The sequence below is a fragment of the Ketobacter sp. MCCC 1A13808 genome (genome assembly GCF_009746715.1).
Taxonomy (GTDB): Bacteria; Pseudomonadota; Gammaproteobacteria; order Pseudomonadales; family Ketobacteraceae; genus Ketobacter.
This window is the reverse complement of record NZ_VRKW01000017.1, coordinates 37,446-54,742: the sequence shown is the minus strand read 5'-3', so window position 1 is coordinate 54,742 and position 17,297 is coordinate 37,446. Positions and strand designations below refer to the sequence as shown.

Sequence of the window (17,297 nt, the reverse complement as noted above, 5' to 3'; positions counted from 1 at the left end):
ATAGAGTATGTCGCGATTCAGCGTTGTATCACCGGTTGACGGCAGAGAATACACCACACGGGAATACGCCACCCGGCAACAGATAGACGAGGCTGTAACGCAAGCCGAAAAAGCAAAAACCGGTTGGCGCAATACTTCTCTCAAAGAGCGCAGGCATCTGTGCAATGCCCTACTGGAAGAATTCACTGGCAAGACGGACCTCATCGCAGAGCAGATCTGCTGGCAAATGGGCAGGCCCATCCAATATTGCGAGGGCGAAGTGAATGGAGTAGTGCAGCGATCCCGCTATATGATTGAAGCGGCTGAAGAAGCGTTAAAAGACATTGAAATTGAAAATTCGGCTGGCTTCCAGCGCTTTATAAAGCGCGATCCGTTAGGTTTGGTGTTGGTGGTTTCTCCCTGGAACTATCCTTATCTCACCGCGATTAACAGCGTAATACCGGCATTGCTGGCCGGTAACGTGGTTATTCTGAAACCTTCCAAACAAACCCCTTTAAGCGCCGAGCAACTGGTCGCCGCTGCGCATGCGGCCGGATTTCCTGACGGCGTGTTTCAGTGCTTGCATCTAACCCATGAATCCACGGAAGCCCTAATTACCCATCCCGCTGTTCGGCACATCGCGTTTACCGGGTCCGTGCAAGCCGGGCGTAGAGTAGAGCAGGTCGCTGCTGGGCATTTTAAATCAGTCGGCCTGGAATTAGGCGGTAAGGACCCTGCGTATGTGAGACACGACGCCAATCTTGAAGCGGCGGTGGCGACCGTCATTGATGGTGCATTTTTTAATTCGGGACAAAGCTGCTGTGGCATAGAAAGAATTTACGTGCACAAGTCAGTGTATAAAGAATTTGTGCAGCGAGCGGTCGCATTGGTTGAGCAATACAAACTGGAGCGACCTGATGACAACACCTGTTCGCTGGGCCCGTTAGTCAACAGCGCGGCGGCGGATTTTGTGCGGCAACAAATCGCTGACGCCATAGCCGCCGGTGCCCATGCGCACATTGATGAAGCCCGCTTCCCGTTAAGTAAAGCCGGTACCGCCTATCTGGCTCCTCAATTGCTTACCAACGTCGATCATTCCATGCGGGTAATGACGGAAGAAAGTTTTGGCCCGGTGGTGGGGGTGCAAATGGTCGAGCATGACGAAGAAGCCATTCAATTGATGAATGATTCTGCATTTGGTTTGTCCGCTGCGGTGTTCACGCAGAACGAAGTGGCTGGAATTGAAATCGGCGAGCAGCTGGAGACCGGCACCTTTTTTGTTAACCGCTGTGATTACCTGGATCCGGCTCTGGTGTGGACCGGTGTAAAAGATTCCGGTAGAGGCGGAACACTGTCGGTATTGGGTTTTCATTATTTGACCCGACCCAAGTCCTTCCATATCAAACGCGGAGACGTGTGATGGAGAATCTGACGGCTGCCTGGAACTTTCCTACTGCAATTCAGGTAGGGGAGCATCGTGCAAAAGCAATCGCGACAGAATGTGTACGTCTGGGGATGAGCGCGCCGTTGTTTGTTACGGATCCTGGTTTGGCCGCGCTGCCCATGGTTGATGAGCTGCTGCGACTGTGTAGGCAAGGTGGATTGAACGTGGCTTTGTTCAGCGACATCAAAAGCAACCCTACTGGTGAAAACGTGGCGCTCGGTGTGCAAAGTTTTAAACAGGGCCGGCACGATAGCGTGATTGCATTTGGTGGCGGTTCGGCTCTGGATGCAGGCAAGGCCATCGCCTTTATGGCGGACCAGGTTCAGCCTCTTTGGGCATTTGAAGATATTGCAGACAACTGGACAAAAGCAGACAGCGACGCCATCAAACCGGTTATTGCTATACCCACCACTGCAGGCACCGGATCCGAAGTGGGTCGCTCATCGGTTATTACCGATGCACAGCACAAGGTTAAAAAAATTATTTTCCATCCGGGTATGACGCCAAAGCTGGTTTTGCTCGATCCGGTGGTGTGTGTGGGATTACCTCCGGCCTTGACCGCTGCCACCGGTATGGATGCGCTGTCACATAACCTGGAAGCCTATTGTGCGCCGTTCTATCATCCTCTCGCCGAAGGCGTTGCTGTTGAAGGGATGCGTCTGATCAAAGAACATTTGTTACGGGCGTATCACCACGGCGATGACTTGCCGGCGCGCACGCAAATGCTGGTCGCATCCGCCATGGGTGCCACAGCGTTTCAACGTGGTTTGGGCGGCATGCACGCTATAGCTCACAGTTTAGGGGCGCTTTTTGATGCGCATCACGGTTTGCTTAACGCGATTCTGATGCCCTATGTACTGCAAGCCAATTGCGCCGTGATAGACGAGCGCATTACCCGCTTAAACCGATATCTGGATTTGCCGCAATCGGGCTTTGACGGATTTTTAAGTTGGGTACTGGAAATGAGAACGGCTTTAAATATTCCCCATACCTTGGCGGACATCGGAATTGACGGGTCGCAAGCTGAATTAGTGGCAGCGATGTCGGTAAAAGACCCGTGCGCTGCTGGCAACCCGGTCGGGTTGACGCAGGCGCAATACCGGCAGCTCTTCTTAGCGGCAGTAGACGGCACTTTGTAGCGGTCTCAATGACTCACGGGCTGGAAGCGGTCAGGTCATCTCTCTTCACAGCCGGATAGGCTACCATCGATAAATACGAACTGATCGAACGGAAGTCCCGCAGAATGTCCAGATGAATCTGCGATGAGGCAATACTGGCTCCGTTGCCTTCCTGCAATCGGTTAACATGATGCTGGCGGGCGCTGATAAGTTGTTGCCGGAAAGTACGCTTTGCCTGAATCAGTTCTTTTGCCAGTTGAGGGTCATTGCTGGCGAACACCGCCTGGGATAATTTAAAAATAACCAGTAACTTTTCATGTAAATATTGCAATTCGGCTTCGCCTTCTGCAGAAAATTCAAGAGACTTTTTCTGTTTGCGTTTCGCCAGTAACATGGTGCTGCGGGAAACGATATCGCCTACATGTTCCAAATTAGTGAAGTAGCTGAATATAGAATGCAGTTGTTGGTTGGATTGCTCTGTGTTTTTATCTTTGTGTATCGACGTCAGATAAAGTGTCGTTTCTCGATGCAGCGCGTCCAGGTGGTCGTCCAGAAGCACAATTTCTTTAATCAATTCCTGATCCTGAAAGGCTTGCAACGTATTACTTAACATCTGATAGGTTATGTCGGCAGCACGAAACGACTCATTGCTGGCATTCGCCAGCGCCCGTGGCGGGTTGGCTTTATCGCCGGGCTCCAGATAAATGGGCAGCGAGCTGTTCGCTTCAACGCCGGGAGCTACTTCAAACCGAAGTCGGTTAACGTGCCGAGCAATGGGCGGCAAACACAACAATAAGATAAGACTGTTGAGTGCATTTGTCGCAAAATAAAAAAGCGCGATGGTCGTGGTGGCAGACAACTGGGGTTTGTAACCGGAATGGAGTAACCAATGATAGGCGATCAACCCGATACCAAAAGCAGTGAGCCGAAAACCGAGATTGCTTATTACAATCTTTTTCACGGCTTCACCCTGCGACCATCCGCTGCTTAAGGCGGGCAGGGCTGCCCCCAGGTGAACCCCCAGGATCAGCCACAAGCCATTGTCCAGGCTCAGTGCAGATTGAGCCGCCATACTGGAAATCAACAGTACCGCTGCTACCGAAGAATGTAATAGCCAACAGAACAACGCCATCAGTAGCAGTGTGAGCACCGGATCGTCCGTGGCAAGATTATTGATCAAGGGAAACAGGCCGCTAATTTCTTGCTGGGCGCTGCCAATCAGGCTCAGTGCCAACAGAATCATACCGATGCCCAGTTGGATTCGGCCCAGGTGCTTTCCTTGGCGCCCGGAAGATAATGTAAAGAACAAGTAGCCGCTGATCAGGAAAAACGGACCCACTTCTTTTATGGCAACATGTAAAATAAGAGGCAGCAAGCTTGAGCCCACTTCAGCGCCAAGCACGATAGCCAAGGTTGCCAGCAGAGTAAGCGCACCGGAGCTGAAAAAACCCGCCGCCATCAGCAGGGTGGCGGTGGACGACTGCAGTATCAGTGTGGTGGAAAAACCAAGTGAAAAAGAAGAGTGGCGGTGTTTGGTGAACGCTCTGAAATAGGAGTTGATCCGGCTCCCGAACAAACGTTCCGCCCCGGTTCTTACCATGCGAATTCCCCATAGCAATAAAGCAACTGCGCCGGAAAGCATGATCAGTTGGTCCATTTTTTGCTCCTTTTTTGGTAAAGAAGAACTATTCTCTTATATAGTTTAGGTGAAAATGAGTGAATTGCTTGGTCGATCGTGGCTGGGTGGAGTTGCAATACGTACAGGTTGTTTATGAGTAATATGAAAAGGCTTTGTTGGTTTTTGACCGCTTGCCTGGTTCTTTCCTTAATCGGATTGACGCTTTCAAGTTGGAAAATGTTCGAATTCAGAAGTAAATATCGTTCACTAATAGAAAAGGAAGTCTGGGAACACCGGCTATCTGAAAATAAAATCTATGACAACGGACGTATCGTCTTTTTTGGGGATTCTCTGGTTCGTAACTGGCCCATGGCAATGTCATTCGGGGTATTACCTATTGCCAATAAAGGCATTAGAGGTGAAATGGCATTGGATGCCTTGAACCGGTTCGATAAAGATGTAATCGCCCTCAACCCCAAAGTGCTGATTATACTGACCGGAACCAACGATCTGGCCGATGGTCAATCTGTAACTGAGATTATTAACAATATCGAGGCCATGTTTATCAAGGCTGAAAGCAAAGGTATAAAGATTATAGTGTGCAGCTTGCTCCCGGTTCGGGACAGCCATGTCCAAACTCACCCGACGGATTCTATTCTGCAAATAAACCAGGGTCTGGAGAAACTGTCACAACAGTATCAGGCGGATTATGTGGATCTCTATTCGGAACTGGTTAACACAGAAGGGCTGCTTAAGGAAAAATTTACCGCAGACGGGTTACATCCGAATGAACCAGGCTACTTCAGGATATCCAGAGTTCTTTTGCCGTCTTTGCTGAAATACGCCGAAAACTTTATGAACTAGCGAGCAGTCCCCGGCCCTCTTTCCTGACCATCCAGCGTGTGAGTTTTCATGTACTACGGCGAAAAATTTAACAGCATTACTCATCTGGTCGGCGCTGTTTTTGCGTTGGTTGGGCTCGGCGCGTTATTGGCGGTGAGCATCGACCATAAAGACGTTGCCATGATCGTCAGCTTTTCGGTATTCGGTTTTACTTTGGTGTTGCTGTATACCATGTCCACGCTTTATCACAGCTTTCATCCCCCTAAACTTAAAAAACTGTTTCAAAAATTTGATCATGTTTCTATTTACTTGTTGATCGCCGGTACCTATACGCCGTACATGATGGTGTCCCTTGCTAAAGGTAAGGGGCACCTTATTCTGGCTCTGGAGTGGGGGCTGGCGATCCTGGGGTTATTGCTGGATATCTTTATTCCCAAGCGTATGGAAAGTCTGCAAATAGTGATCTATCTGGTGATGGGGTGGCTGTGTGTGGTTCAGTTTTCCAATCTACAGGCGGCCATACCACCACCGGGAATGGCATGGCTTACCGTTGGTGGAATCGCCTATACAGTGGGGATTTTGTTTTATGTCCTGGACAGTATGAACAAGCTTCGCCATGCACACGGAATTTGGCATTTGTTTGTATTGACCGGTTCGGTCTGCCACTTCGTATCGATCATCGCTTACGTGCGCTGAAGCGAGCAGCGCTAAAGTTGATACTCCTACCGTAATATCCTCCTATTGCACCTGTTGAATGTTGCGCCTATAACTGACAACTTCTGTTGTCAGAGTGTGATCGGGCGCAAGGTATTCGGTACCCCTATGGCGATAGCATGGCAAGGGTTCAACAAGAGGTTTAACTAAAACAAAAAAGCGAAATAAAAATGTGTAATTTATAGAGCGGTTAATGAGACAGGGACTGTACGTTTTGCCGTAGGCAGCGTGTCCATCTTCGGGAGGAGGTGGATTTTTTTTGGGGCTGCTTGATCTGCCCCTTTTTTTCATCTGCCCAAAGGCAATCGTTTGTTTAAAAACACATCGTAAATAGAATTCAGGACAGGACCTGTTGCTCCAAGGCCGTTTGCCTTGAACGCTCAACGGTTTTTAAATTAACTCGCCTTACAATGTTTCGCATTGCTCAGTCTTAATACCATCATTCCCGGCACATGAGAGCTTTTATGAAACGTATATTGTCGACCGTGACAACGATGTTGCTTGTCAATCCGGTCTTGGCCTTTAATCCCCCGGCTCCGCAACCGGATCCGACACCGCCAGCGGCCAATTCAGTGACCATTGAAGAGCATCAAACCGGGTTCTGCCGGGTTGATGGCACCATTGATGCGGACGTTTCGGGCTATCGGGGCGATGGTTACAGCAACACAGTCAACGAACCCGGCACCGCCATTGTTTGGCAGGTAACCGCAGCGCAAATGGGTTCTTATGATGTGGTGGTGCGCTTTGCAAACGCCAGCGGCGCTGCACGGGTTGCGGTAACTCAGATTGGTGATATGGACATGGAAACGCTGTCGTTCGAAGCCAGTGACAGCTGGGCAGATTGGCAGGAGATGACGGCGAGTGTGCTGCTCTCGGCGGGGACGAATACGATCCGCCTGGTTGCTGTTTCAGATGAAGGGTTACCCTTGGTTGACAGTATCCGCTTGCAGGGCGAAGGGCTGAGCGCAGCGAATTGTGATGCTGTTGTGGATCCCGATCCCGATCCGACACCAGACCCGACCCCGAACCCGACCCCGAACCCGAACCCGAACCCGAACCCGAACCCGAACGAACCAGCGGATTTTCAGGCCGTTACCAATCAGTATGTTTTTGATGGTATTACTGCGTCGAACACACCCTATAAGGATTCTGCCCGTTTCCGTGTTTATTACGGCGCGAATGGGCTGGGCAACTTTTCCCAAAATAACCTGGATTTGACGCTGGCGCATATGGAATCGGCGTACGATCTTTTTGTGACTGATTGGGGGTTCCGGTCGCCGGGATTGTCGGTTCATTCCGATGATGGCCCGTATTTTAAAATGAATTTGTATCCATCCTCTTATATGAATGCTGGCGGTGTTATGTTGTATGACGCCCGCGCCGGTTTAAGTTATTTGCAGGTGCTTGCCAGTCAGTTAACTGCTCCGCGGGTGACGGTACATGAATTCGGACATTCGCTGGCGCTCACGGAGTACCAATGGGTGGATCAAACCCGTACCGGTGCCTGGTGGGAGACCGTCGCTAACTGGGTGGCGGATACCTATCTGAATTCGGCTTCCTACAATGATGTGCGTCAGCGTTTCGGCCTGGGTGATGGTGGCACCATCATTGATCTGAATAAAGTGATTGGACAAGCCCATCTGATGATTGTGAGTGATCAGAATTATTACGAAGCCTGGCCGTTCCTGACCTATCTGACAAACAATCCGGATGGCTATCCGGGGTTAGGTAAAATGGCCGTACCGGACCTGATGCGCAATCACAAGCGTAATAATGAAACTCCGTTGCATGTGCTGGAACGCAATGTCAGCCCGGTAAGTGCGCAAACCGTTCTGGGTCGTTACTGGGCACGCATGGCATACCTGGATATCGGCCATAGCAAAGCACAGCAGGCGTTTTTCAACAGCCGTGCCCGGCTCAATTTTTCCAACCTGGATTCCGTCGGCAACCAGACCTATAAAGTGAAGTCGGCACGTGCCCCGCAATACGGTGGTGCCAATATAATTCCGCTTTCCGTAAACGGAGCTGGCAACGTCAGTGTCGAGATAACCAATCTTGGAAATGGTCGCGCCGAAAGTAATTTCAATGCAACGTTGTCCGTGCGCGCAAGCAGCGGAGCAACACGTTATGTCACCCTGGCGAACGGGTCGGGGCAGGTCAGTTTGAGTCATGATGAAGAAGTGAGCCTGGTGGTGGTGAATACGCCTGACACGCTATATCAATACGATGCCTTTCGTACCAGTTCGAGCAGTCCGGAAGCGCAGGGACTTAATTACCAGGTCCGGATCACCGGCGCGGTGCCCAAATAATAAGTTAATAATGCAAACGATCCACCTGCTCCGGTCGCGATTGTCTTGTCGCGTGCGGAGCAGGCTTCCTTCCTGGCAACCCGTCGTAAACCGCCATTGAATTGTCGTTATAAACCCGACCTCTGATTCAGCGCTCAGAAGGTGCGCAGAATAGCGGACACAACCTTACCCCCGGCGGCCGTTTTGGTTAAAGTGATCATCTGGTTCCGTTCTCTGGTTATACAATCAGGTATTAATTTCCTTTCGTTACACACTGACTAAGGACTGAATATGAGTTTCGATACACCCCTATTTTTATGCGGCCCGTTGCGTGAACCCAAACAGATGCTGGCCGACCAGGAGTACAGTGGACACACGTCCATTCATGACGACAATATGGCGGAAAAACTCGGTTTTCGAGCCGGCCCGATTGAAGGCCCGACCCACTTCAGTCAGTTCACACCGTTGTTGGCGGATATATGGGGCCAGGCCTGGTTTGAGCGCGGTTGTTTCTCTGCCCACTTTCAGAATATGGTGGTGGAAGGCGAACAGGTACGTGCTTTCGTGGAACGCCCGGCACCCGGTGTGAATAAGGTTCGTGCCTGGGCTGAAAAAGCAGATGGTACTGTCGTGCTGGAAGCCAGCGCCAGTTTAGGTCCGGATGATGGCGAGAGCTTGCTGGACCAGCGAATGGCCAAATTGCGCCCTCCGCAGCAACTGATCATTCTGTCCGATCTGCATGTGGGTATGACCGGCAAAGAAGATGAGCCGGTCAGTATGGGCGCGGATCAGAATATGGGAAATTTGTATCCGTTTTCGTTGAAGCAAAAACTGGAACGCATTACCGAGAATTCGGCCTGGTTTTCCGATGCCGCGTCTACCCCCTGGGGGCGCGCCATTATCCCTTTGGAAATGGTAAGCGTGCTAGCGGAATACAGTAGCGATCTGGCCGCATTTCCTGTCAAGCAGCCGGTAATTGGCTTGTTTGCAGATCAGGAGATACGCATGATCGACGGCCCACTGTTTGTCGGGGAGGATTATCTGATCCGCAGGGAGGTGGTTGCGCTGTCTGAAAGTAAGCGCACAGAATCCTATTGGATACGTACCCGCATCTATGATGCCAACGGGGCCACGCTGAAAGCTGAAATGCTGCTAAATCACGCTACACTAAAACATTCCTACGCGGATTATGAGGCTGAGGCGGCGTCCCGCTGAGGCGGATGAAACGAATTGCCGGGCGGCGGTTACAATCTGTGTAATTATCACTTTTTGGTACTGCCCCCCGCGTTGTTATCCCTTGGATACAGCGCGCTGGCCGTCTGCAGATGAGGTTGATTGCTCAGTTAACCTGATATGGGAAAATTTGGTTTTTGTGTCAATTTCTGCCATTTTAGATAGCACGATCTAAAAGAGGGACGGATATCTATGACAAAAGCCAAAGCATTACGAACCTCCACGATTCTTGTTCCTGTCTTTGTCCCCGCCGTTATTGTCTCCCTGTTATTGATTATCGGAACTATTAGTAACCCCGATTTGGCCGGTGTGCTGTTCCTCAACGCTCAAGCATGGATTACTGAAAATTTTGGTTGGTTTTACATGCTGGCCGTGGCGTTGTTTCTTATTTTTATTATCGGCATCAGTTTAACACCCTGGGGCAATATCAAGCTCGGTCCCGATCACAGTGAACCGGAATACACCTTTCTGGAGTGGTTTGCTATGTTGTTTTCGGCCGGATACGGAATCGCATTGTTATTTTTCGGGGTAGCGGAACCGGTACTCCATTATGCAGAGCCCCCAGCGGGCGCGGCACAAACGGTTGATGCCGCGCAACAGGCGATGCAGATCGCCTTTTTTCATTGGGGTTTTCATATATGGGCAATTTACGGATTGGTCGGTTTGGTGATGGCGTATTTCGCTTTCCGACATGGTTTGCCGCTGTCCATGCGTTCGGCTTTTTATCCGCTCATAGGCGAGCGTATCTACGGTCCCATCGGCCATGCAATTGACGTTTTCGCGATACTGGGAACCCTGTTCGGAATTGCCACCACCTTGGGACTTTCAGCCACTCAGATTAACGCGGGGCTCAATTATCTTTGGGGGCTTCCGGTCGGCAATCTGGTGCAAGTCAGTACCATTGCTTTGGTAACGGCAGCAGCCTGTGTGTCAGTTGTCGCAGGCATGGACAAAGGAGTGAAGCGGCTTTCAATCCTGAACATTGCGCTTGCGGTGTTACTGTTGTTGTTTGTCTTCGCCGTTGGCCCTACCATTCATATCCTGGAAAGCTTCTTGCAAAATACCGGCAGCTATCTCAGTGGAATTGTAAAGCGTACTTTTAATCTGCAGGCATACACCCACAGCGATTGGATCGGCAACTGGACCTTGTTTATTTTTAGCTGGACCATTGCCTGGGCGCCGTTCGTCGGTTTGTTTATTGCCAAAATCAGCCGCGGCAGGAGCATCCGTCAATTCGTTTTCGGCGTGATGCTGGTACCGAGTTTATTTACTTTTTTATGGTTTTCGGTGTTTGGCGATACTGCGCTGAGCTTGATAATGGAAGAGGGTAAAACGTCCTTGGTGCAGGCGGTTCAGGCGGACAAGGCGGTAGCGCTGTTCCAGCTATTTCATCTGTTGCCCTGGTCCAGCCTGATCTCTTTCTTGGCAGTGCTGCTGATCATTACCTTTTTTGTTACCTCATCGGATTCCGGCTCCCTGGTGGTGGATTCGCTTGCCTCCGGTGGCGTGCTGGAAACACCCGTTTGGCAGCGTATATTCTGGGCCTCACTCGAAGGTATTATCGCCTCCGTGCTGTTACTGGCCGGAGGTTTGAACGCGTTGCAAACCATGACGATTGTCAGTGCGCTGCCCTTCACTGTCGTCATTTTGCTGGCGGCCGTGGGGATGTGGCGCGCGCTGGTGATTGAAGGCTATCGCGAAAGCAGCTTGCAGAGCCACATGGCGACCAACCGGCATCTTACGGGGTCCCAGTGGCGTCATCGATTGACGGCAATGATTCGTTTTCCTGGGCGGAATGAAGTGGAAACGTTTGTTCGCGATACCGCGATGAGCAGCATGAATATGGTTGTCGAGGAGCTGCGTAACAGCGGCTGGGACGCAGCAGTGCAATTTGACGAAGCATTAATTCGCGCGGAATTGGTGGTGGAACGGGAAGGGCATGTGGGGTTTATATACGATATCCGCCTGGTGACCATTCCGGTGCCGGATTTTGCCTATACGACGCCACAGCTCGGTGCCCGCAGTGATAAAGTGTATTGTCGAGCGGAAGTCTTTTTGCGTCGTGGCGGACGCTCCTATGATGTGTTCGGTTACGATCAGAACGATCTGATTCGCGATATTCTGGACCAGTTCGAAAATTATCTTCACTTCCTGGGGGTGACTCCGGGTAAGCTACCGTGGAATATGGCGCAACACGACGATTTACTGACCGCCAGCAAAAAAGGCGATCAAGACTGACAGACCAGGCTTTTTCACATAACAACCAATCTGTGATAAATATGCAGTAGCCCGCGCTGGCGGGCCGGGTTTAACTTCTAACGTAGGTTTAAATATGAAAGCAATTAAGATTATTTTTGGTGTATTGGCAGCGCTCCTGGTAGTGGTTGCCATAGTGGTTTATTTCGGCCTGAAAAATCTGGACGGAATTGTTAAATCGGTTGTTCAGGACGTGGGCACCAGGGTAATCGGAACGGAAGTGACCCTGAAAGATGTGAAAATCCGGCTGACGGAGGGGCGAGCTGAATTGTATGGGCTGGGCATCGCCAACCCCGAAGGTTTTAGCGATGCGGATGCGATGAACCTGGGCGAGATTGCCATTGAGCTGGATATCGGTAGTGTCGGCAAAGATGTTCTGGTTATTAACGAGGTGCTGGTGGGTGATATTCGATTGTTGGCAGAGCAAGCCGGGATTCGGGATATCAATCTACAGACCCTGCTCAATAACGTAAGGTCCAAATCTGGCGCTTCCGAGCCTGCACCGGCGGAGCAATCGGATGAGGTGCCCAGTGACTTTAGACTGGCGGTGAAAAAGTTCACCTTTGGTGGTGGTAATATCCATTTTCTCTCTCCTCAATTGGGAGAAAACGACATCAAACTGCCCACCGTCGCGCTCACGGACCTGGGCAGTGCTGATAATGGCCTGACACCGAGCCAGCTTGCAACGGCTGCAATGGAACCTCTGCTGGCGCAGGCAAAAGAAGCCGTGCGGGATTATGCAGAAGCGGAAGCGAAAGAAAAAGCGAAAGACGCCATTGAGAAAAAGCTCAAGGAAAAGCTCAGTGACGATGACGTTGATAAAATAAAATCGTTGTTTAAGTGATGAGTGCTCGTACAGAGGGTGAAGCATCCTCTGTACGATTCCGAATTTGGAATTCTTGAACCGGAGCCGTAATGGAAACGCAATTTTGGCACAATAAGTGGCGGGCAGGTGAGATTGGCTTTCATCAGGATGAAGTGAATACCTTGCTGAAGTCTCATTTGTCTGCGTTAGGGATAAAGAAGGGGGGGCGTATTTTCGTTCCTCTGTGTGGAAAGACGCTGGATATTAAATGGTTGCTGGATAATGGCTATGAGGTTGCAGGCGCTGAGCTAAGTGAGCTGGCTATAATGGCTTTGTTTGAGGATCTGGGCGTGCAACCGCAAGTGTCGCAAGCGGGTAATCTCAAACGCTTTCACAGCAATAATGTGGACCTGTTTGTGGGGGATATATTCGAGTTGACCGGAGCGCTGCTCGGGCCGGTGGATGCCATTTATGATCGCGCAGCGCTGGTGGCGTTGCCGCCCGCCATGCGCGCGCAGTACTCAGCGCATTTGATTGAAATTACCTCGTCAGCACCCCAATTGTTGATTACATTTGAATACGATCAGGACGCGTTTGACGGGCCCCCGTTTTCTTTGGACACCGAAGAAATCAATCGCCAATACGCAGATAAGTATGATTTGCATGCGGCACAAACGCGACCCGTCGATGGCGGCTTGAAAGGTAAAATCGAGGCGACCGAAACAGCGTGGTTGTTGCGCAGAAATTGCTAGTGGTAATTGATGTTGGCGTTACGGATACTGTCGAATAGATCCGGAATACGGCCCGCGGCCATCGGTTTGAAGAATAAAAAACCCTGCACATAGTCGCACTGTTGGCCGCGTAAAAATTGCAGTTGCGCCTCGGTTTCCACGCCTTCCGCCACAACTTTCATATTAAGTTCATGAGCAAGTCGGATAACCGACACCGTGATGGCTTTGCTTTCCTCATGGTTGGGTAGCTCACGGACGAAACCTTGATCCAGCTTGATGTGATCAACTGGCAACGATTTTAAATAGGATAAAGAGGAGAAGCCGGAGCCGAAATCGTCAATAGAAATAGTGATTCCCTTCGCTCGCAATTCGGTGAGTGTAGCAATAACGGATTCCATATCTTCCAGAAAGCTCGTCTCCGTGATTTCCAATTCCAGATGCTTTGGCGGTAGGCTAGAGGCGTGGAGTGCCGCCAATACGTTGGGAACAAAGTCGGATCGCCGCACTTGGTGGGCTGAAACATTAATGGCCACGACCACGTTAATTTGTTTTTCAGAAAAAATCACAGCTTGGCGACAGGCTTCGCGGGTTACCCAATCGCCGATTTCGATAATCTGTCCTGATTTTTCAGCTATTGGCATAAAGTGAGCGGGCGTAATCAAACCATGTTCAGGGTGATGCCAGCGTATCAGCGCCTCCAGCCGCAGAAAGGGCTCGTGGCCCAGACAAACCTGGGGTTGGTAATAAAGTTCGAATTGATCTTCGCTGAGTGCCGTGTCGATGTCGTTTTCGAGGGTCAGGCGATTTAAGAATTGAGAATGGATTTGCGCATTAAAATGCTGATACTGATTTCGCCCCAGTTCTTTGGCGTGAAACATCGCCAGATCTGCATGCTTCATCAAGGTGGTGGCATCGCTGCCGTCATCAGGAAAAAAAGCAATACCGATGGTGGCGGATAGCGTGACCTGGGTATTGTCGATGGTAATAACAGGATCGAGGGCGTCCAGTAAGCGTCGCGCGATGGTTTCGGCTTTTTGCCGGTGGTCTACATTGGCAATGACAGCAAATTCATCGCCACCCAGGTGCACCAGAATATCGCCTTGCTTTACATTATTGTTCAGTCGAGCGGCGAAGGTACTTAGTAAATAGTCACCGGCATGATGCCCCAGGCTTTCATTCACCCGTTTAAAATGATCCAGATCGATGTACAGCAGCGCGAACGACGTTTGATTGAGGGCGCTGATCTCGACCTGATTGGTCATCTGCTTCCAGAAATAGTGCCGGTTGGGTAAGTGGGTCGTTAAATCCAGCTCGTTTGCCGCTTCTACTTCCAGGGTGTTTCTGCAAATAGTGCTGATGTCATTGGCAATGCAGATGTATTGAGTGACCTGTCCGGTGCTGCTTTTAATGGGGCCCAGTGATAATCGGATGCGTTTTTTAATGCCGTTCAAATCGGTTGTGGTGAAATCACCTTCCCAGTAAGCGCCATTGGCCACTGCCAGTTCAAGCTCGGGATAGGCATTCTGTGCCTCGGTTATCCAGGTATCCAGCACCGAGTGAGTCAGGCTGCTGTTTTCACTGTCATGGTAATAGATGTTGTGCAGTGCGCGGTTCATTAAATTCGAATGACCGTCGGTGTTGTGTATTAGTATGGCGGAGCTGTAGTGTTCAATGGTTTCCTGAAGATTGGGCTGCGGAACAGGGCTGGCGAGTTTGTTGGCAATGACCGATTGGAGTTCTCGCTGCTGCCGATTCAGCTCCAGCATCAGTTTCTCGTTCTCCAAAGCAATATCGCGGGCGCGTTGATAAACGCGATGCTGCTCGGCAAAGCTGTCGCTAATATCCGTAATCACTAAAACCGGCTTTTCGCCAAGCGACAATGCGACTGCTTGTAATTGGTGTTCGTTGCCTCCGGTATCGTATTCTGACCAGATGCCGGAATCGATCGGTAATTCCGAATGACGCTCCCAATGCGCCCGAGCATCTACTAAAAAGTTTTCCAGAAATGGGCTTCGCTTGGCCAGGTCATACCACATCGCGCCATCATCCGGAAACATCGCTTGAAACCAATCCGGGAGTGAGCCGACAACTTTGAAGCCAAGTTCATGCTCAAACTCCAATACGGCAATTTTCAATTTGCAAAGGACATCCGGCAACAGGGTACTCATGATTTTTGTTCCAAGCTGGGAGCCATCATCATTGTGGTCAGTTTCTTAAAAGCCAACTCGACGTGTTTACCGGTTCTTGCGCTGGTTTCAAAGACGGTCCAGTGTTGTTTTATTTCAGGGGGTAAATCGTCGAATTTCAGGTGCTGTTCGGACACCAGGTCGGTCTTGTTGAGGAGAAGTATAAACGGCTGATTGCCGAGCTGTTCGACTGCCATTTTCTGCAACTCAAGCAGGGTCTGAAAGGTTTGCGGACGGGTACTGTCGGCAACCAGTATGTAGCCGGAAGCGCCTCTCAGATAGGATGGGCTCGGACTACTGAATTCGTCTTTTCCTTCCAGGTCCCAGATAATGAGTTTGATATCCTGGTCATTGCAGTGGATTATTTTACTATCCACTTTGACGCCGATAGTGGTGTGGTACTTTTCATTAAATATACTGTGTACAAACTGCCTGGTGAGGCTGGTTTTACCCACTGAAAACGAGCCGAGCAAACAGATTTTCTTACTGATCAGGGTGTCCATGAGGCGGGTTCCGAACTCAGTATTTGGATCGTTACGATGCGCTGGTCTTCGGTGGGCATGTCCAGAGCGTTAAGGTGACCCACTCCCCAAACCGTGATCAGGTTTTCAGAGAGTCCATTTGTCGTCAGCAGGTCGGCCACCGCTTGAGCGCGGTTGCGACTGATGGCCGCGTTGGCGGTCGGGTCGCCGGAAGGATCGGCAAATCCAGTAACGACAATTTGGTGGTGCTTGATTCCGAGCGTAGTAGCGAGTTCGGCGATGCTTTCAAGCGAATTAACCAGTAGCGGAATTTTATTGGCTTCTTCAATGGATAATTGGTTTGAGTCCACGCTGAAATACAGCCTGGTGGATTGTACTTTCGCCACCAGCTCGCGCCAGCGCTGGCCGGCCGTCGGCTCGGGAGCGGTCTGAATCGCAGTGGGATGCAACGGCGCAGAATGGGCCTCGATGCCGACCTGCCAGGGAGCCGTGTCCATGGCCGCCAGCAACGCTTCGGGGGGTGGGGTTGCCGGGTCCCGTAATAGAACGAAATTCAACTGTTTTCCGGTTTGGCTTTGATTAATCAGAATGTAGTCCGGCTGCTTTTTAATGGCCTGCACGATATCGGCTTTTTTCTGCTCTGCGTACCACCAGTAGCCGAATTTCAGGCAGCAGCCGATGATCAATAAGCTAACTAACCCGTAGGCGAGCCAGGGTTTGCGACGAGGTTTTTCCTGGGCTTTGTGAAGCAGGCATGTGCTGAGCAGTGGCTGGGCTTCAGTGAAGGGCGTTTTATTGCCATCGAAGTACTCTAACTCGGAGAAAAAGCGCTGATGAATGACCTCCAGGGTCTCATTCAAATTATTAACCAGAGCCGGCGTTACACTGCCTTTGACTTTTGCTGCGAGCACCGCCATTGGCCCGACGATGATTTCAATCGTGTGTTCACCAAAACGAATGCTCTCAATTCGCGAGCCCGGTTGTTTGAATGAGTCGGAAACAAAATCATTGATGGCGGTGAGCATGGACGTCACTAATTCGGTATCTTCGCTGATGACGGATTCGGTATTGGTTTCGGCAATCAGCAGGCCGGTGTCCTTATGAATTAACAGCACCTGGTCCACTTGATAAAGCAGAGTTTTCAGTAAAGCAAACTCGCCGTAACTGATGCCCGATCGCCATGCTGCTATACGCCACCACCAGGCTTTCATGCTCAGGCTCTGGCTCAATATGTCATTGAGGTTATTCATCATTTCCGCAAGTGCAGCAGCAACTGACTTGCGAATGGCTGGGCCGATAATGGGGTAGAGCACATTGGTGATTCGATGTGGCTGCTTCTGGATCATCTGATCCAAGCTGGCAGTCACAGCAGGCTCAATGGCCTGCTGCACACCCTGGTCCGTTTGCGCTCGTTGCTGGATCGCTTCGGCAACCACCGCAGCTACCCTGTCGGTTTCTGATTGCGCGGCGATAGAGCGAAGCGCGCGGCTGTAATCCGGTCCCAGAATTAATTGTTGCAGACGATCGAAATCATCACCCAGTGGCTGCGCAGTGGTTTCAGCAGAGCCTTGCACCTGCGGGTCTTTCACTCCGGCCATGG

At 50.7% G+C, this 17,297-nt stretch carries 13 protein-coding genes; 9 read left to right on the top strand and 4 right to left on the bottom strand.

Features of this window, described 5'->3' with window-relative positions:
* Positions 1-7 precede the first annotated feature (7 nt).
* Together FT643_RS20385 and FT643_RS20380 are read left to right on the top strand one after the other, a co-directional pair.
* Positions 8-1,399 carry an aldehyde dehydrogenase family protein gene (locus tag FT643_RS20385; protein WP_156873266.1) on the top strand — a complete coding sequence of 464 codons (1,392 nt, stop codon included), beginning with the start codon at positions 8-10 and terminating at the stop codon, positions 1,397-1,399.
* On the top strand, positions 1,399-2,562 hold the full coding sequence (locus FT643_RS20380) for an iron-containing alcohol dehydrogenase (protein WP_156873265.1): 1,164 nt from the start codon (positions 1,399-1,401) through the stop codon (positions 2,560-2,562). The genes FT643_RS20385 and FT643_RS20380 overlap by 1 nt, the downstream gene beginning before the upstream one ends.
* Before the next feature lie 13 nt (positions 2,563-2,575).
* On the opposite strand, the gene FT643_RS20375 is transcribed toward FT643_RS20380, so the two are convergent.
* Complete coding sequence (locus FT643_RS20375; RefSeq protein WP_156873264.1) at positions 2,576-4,198, bottom strand: Na/Pi cotransporter family protein; 1,623 nt, start codon at positions 4,196-4,198, stop codon at positions 2,576-2,578.
* A gap of 114 nt (positions 4,199-4,312) precedes the next feature.
* Here FT643_RS20375 and FT643_RS20370 point away from each other — a divergent pair, with 114 nt between their 5' ends.
* The 7 genes from FT643_RS20370 (at position 4,313) to tmpT (ending at position 13,050) form a co-directional block, all read left to right on the top strand.
* Positions 4,313-5,023 carry a GDSL-type esterase/lipase family protein gene (locus FT643_RS20370; RefSeq protein ID WP_156873263.1) on the top strand — a complete coding sequence of 237 codons (711 nt, stop codon included), beginning with the start codon at positions 4,313-4,315 and terminating at the stop codon, positions 5,021-5,023.
* Between the two features lie 48 nt (positions 5,024-5,071).
* A complete protein-coding gene (trhA, locus tag FT643_RS20365; protein WP_156873262.1) occupies positions 5,072-5,698 on the top strand; it encodes a PAQR family membrane homeostasis protein TrhA in 627 nt (208 codons plus the stop codon).
* Positions 5,699-6,180: 482 nt separating this feature from the next.
* Complete coding sequence (locus FT643_RS20360) at positions 6,181-8,025, top strand: DUF6055 domain-containing protein (RefSeq protein WP_198043757.1); 1,845 nt, start codon at positions 6,181-6,183, stop codon at positions 8,023-8,025.
* Positions 8,026-8,295: 270 nt separating this feature from the next.
* Positions 8,296-9,219: a hypothetical protein gene (locus FT643_RS20355; RefSeq protein ID WP_156873260.1), complete on the top strand. Its 924-nt coding sequence runs from the start codon at positions 8,296-8,298 to the stop codon at positions 9,217-9,219.
* Between the two features lie 210 nt (positions 9,220-9,429).
* Positions 9,430-11,475, top strand: coding sequence for a BCCT family transporter (locus tag FT643_RS20350; protein WP_156873259.1), 2,046 nt, complete (start codon positions 9,430-9,432; stop codon positions 11,473-11,475).
* Between the two features lie 94 nt (positions 11,476-11,569).
* Complete coding sequence (locus FT643_RS20345; RefSeq protein WP_156873258.1) at positions 11,570-12,337, top strand: hypothetical protein; 768 nt, start codon at positions 11,570-11,572, stop codon at positions 12,335-12,337.
* 71 nt (positions 12,338-12,408) lie between these two features.
* Positions 12,409-13,050 carry a thiopurine S-methyltransferase gene (tmpT, locus tag FT643_RS20340; protein WP_156873257.1) on the top strand — a complete coding sequence of 214 codons (642 nt, stop codon included), beginning with the start codon at positions 12,409-12,411 and terminating at the stop codon, positions 13,048-13,050.
* Here tmpT and FT643_RS20335 read toward each other — a convergent pair.
* From FT643_RS20335 to FT643_RS20325, 3 genes are read right to left on the bottom strand one after another with little or no spacing between them, the layout of a single operon-like run.
* The gene (locus tag FT643_RS20335; protein WP_156873256.1) at positions 13,047-15,197 is read right to left on the bottom strand and encodes a putative bifunctional diguanylate cyclase/phosphodiesterase; all 2,151 of its coding nucleotides are present in this window, start codon (positions 15,195-15,197) and stop codon (positions 13,047-13,049) included. The genes tmpT and FT643_RS20335 overlap by 4 nt on opposite strands.
* Positions 15,194-15,718, bottom strand: a complete 525-nt coding sequence (locus FT643_RS20330) for a Rab family GTPase (RefSeq protein ID WP_156873255.1) — start codon at positions 15,716-15,718, stop codon at positions 15,194-15,196. Before FT643_RS20330 ends, FT643_RS20335 begins: the two co-directional genes overlap by 4 nt.
* Positions 15,706-17,295, bottom strand: coding sequence for an OmpA family protein (locus tag FT643_RS20325; protein WP_156873254.1), 1,590 nt, complete (start codon positions 17,293-17,295; stop codon positions 15,706-15,708). Before FT643_RS20325 ends, FT643_RS20330 begins: the two co-directional genes overlap by 13 nt.
* Positions 17,296-17,297: the final 2 nt, after the last annotated feature.

Coding starts and splice junctions, on each gene's coding strand:
- FT643_RS20350 (WP_156873259.1), top strand. CDS start 9,430: ATGACAAAAGCCAAAGCATTACGAACCTCCACGATTCTTGTTCCTGTC.
- FT643_RS20335 (WP_156873256.1), bottom strand. CDS start 15,197: ATGAGTACCCTGTTGCCGGATGTCCTTTGCAAATTGAAAATTGCCGTA.
- FT643_RS20330 (WP_156873255.1), bottom strand. CDS start 15,718: ATGGACACCCTGATCAGTAAGAAAATCTGTTTGCTCGGCTCGTTTTCA.
- FT643_RS20325 (WP_156873254.1), bottom strand. CDS start 17,295: ATGGCCGGAGTGAAAGACCCGCAGGTGCAAGGCTCTGCTGAAACCACT.
- FT643_RS20360 (WP_198043757.1), top strand. CDS start 6,181: ATGAAACGTATATTGTCGACCGTGACAACGATGTTGCTTGTCAATCCG.
- trhA (WP_156873262.1), top strand. CDS start 5,072: ATGTACTACGGCGAAAAATTTAACAGCATTACTCATCTGGTCGGCGCT.
- FT643_RS20345 (WP_156873258.1), top strand. CDS start 11,570: ATGAAAGCAATTAAGATTATTTTTGGTGTATTGGCAGCGCTCCTGGTA.
- tmpT (WP_156873257.1), top strand. CDS start 12,409: ATGGAAACGCAATTTTGGCACAATAAGTGGCGGGCAGGTGAGATTGGC.
- FT643_RS20355 (WP_156873260.1), top strand. CDS start 8,296: ATGAGTTTCGATACACCCCTATTTTTATGCGGCCCGTTGCGTGAACCC.
- FT643_RS20370 (WP_156873263.1), top strand. CDS start 4,313: ATGAGTAATATGAAAAGGCTTTGTTGGTTTTTGACCGCTTGCCTGGTT.
- FT643_RS20375 (WP_156873264.1), bottom strand. CDS start 4,198: ATGGACCAACTGATCATGCTTTCCGGCGCAGTTGCTTTATTGCTATGG.
- FT643_RS20385 (WP_156873266.1), top strand. CDS start 8: ATGTCGCGATTCAGCGTTGTATCACCGGTTGACGGCAGAGAATACACC.
- FT643_RS20380 (WP_156873265.1), top strand. CDS start 1,399: ATGGAGAATCTGACGGCTGCCTGGAACTTTCCTACTGCAATTCAGGTA.